Origin of the sequence: Mesorhizobium sp. M2A.F.Ca.ET.037.01.1.1, from assembly GCF_003998075.1 — a bacterium.
Classification (GTDB): Bacteria; Pseudomonadota; Alphaproteobacteria; order Rhizobiales; family Rhizobiaceae; genus Mesorhizobium.
This window is the reverse complement of record NZ_RZSA01001600.1, coordinates 1-789: the sequence shown is the minus strand read 5'-3', so window position 1 is coordinate 789 and position 789 is coordinate 1. Positions and strand designations below refer to the sequence as shown.

The window sequence follows — 789 nt, the reverse complement described above, 5'->3', positions numbered from 1 at the left end:
CTGCTCGCTGCAGCGGCGCCACCAGAAGGTGTGGGAGGAGGCCAATTCGCCCGCGCTCAACGCCGAGGAACGTTCGCGCATCGGCGGCATCTGCGCCAAAGCGATCGCCGATCTCGGCTATTCAGGCGCAGGCACGATCGAGTTCCTCTATGAGAATGGCGAGTTCTATTTCATCGAGATGAACACGCGACTGCAGGTCGAGCATCCGGTGACCGAAGCGATCACCGGCATCGACCTCGTGCATGAGCAGATCCGCGTCGCTTCCGGCGGCGGGCTGTCGGTCAGGCAGGAGGACATCAAGTTCACCGGCCACGCCATCGAGTGCCGCATCAACGCCGAGGACCCGCGGACCTTCACGCCTTCGCCCGGCACGATCACGCATTTCCATACGCCGGGCGGCCTCGGCGTCCGCGTCGATTCCGGTGTCTATTCCGGCTACAAGATCCCGCCTTATTACGACAGCCTGATCGGCAAGCTGATCGTGCATGGCCGCAACCGCGTGGAATGCATGATGCGGCTGCGCCGCGCGCTTGATGAATTCGTCGTCGACGGCATCAAGACGACACTGCCGCTGTTTCGCGACCTTGTCGGCAATCCCGACATCGCCAATGGCGACTACGATATCCACTGGCTGGAAAAATACCTGGCCAAGGGTGAATAGCACGGGGATGCGATGACCCGCCCCTACGCGCCAGGCTATCGCATCCCGACCGACCTGCTGCTCAGGGCTTACGCCTCGGGCGTATTCCCGATGGCCGAGAGCGCCGACGACCCGGAAGTGTTCTGGGT

The 789-nt window shown here is 62.9% G+C and carries 2 pseudogenes; both read left to right on the top strand.

The window, feature by feature from the left end:
* Positions 1-661, top strand: a pseudogene (locus EOA27_RS38635) (acetyl-CoA carboxylase biotin carboxylase subunit); the annotation flags it as partial.
* A gap of 12 nt (positions 662-673) precedes the next feature.
* Positions 674-789: pseudogene (locus EOA27_RS42800) on the top strand (leucyl/phenylalanyl-tRNA--protein transferase); the annotation flags it as partial.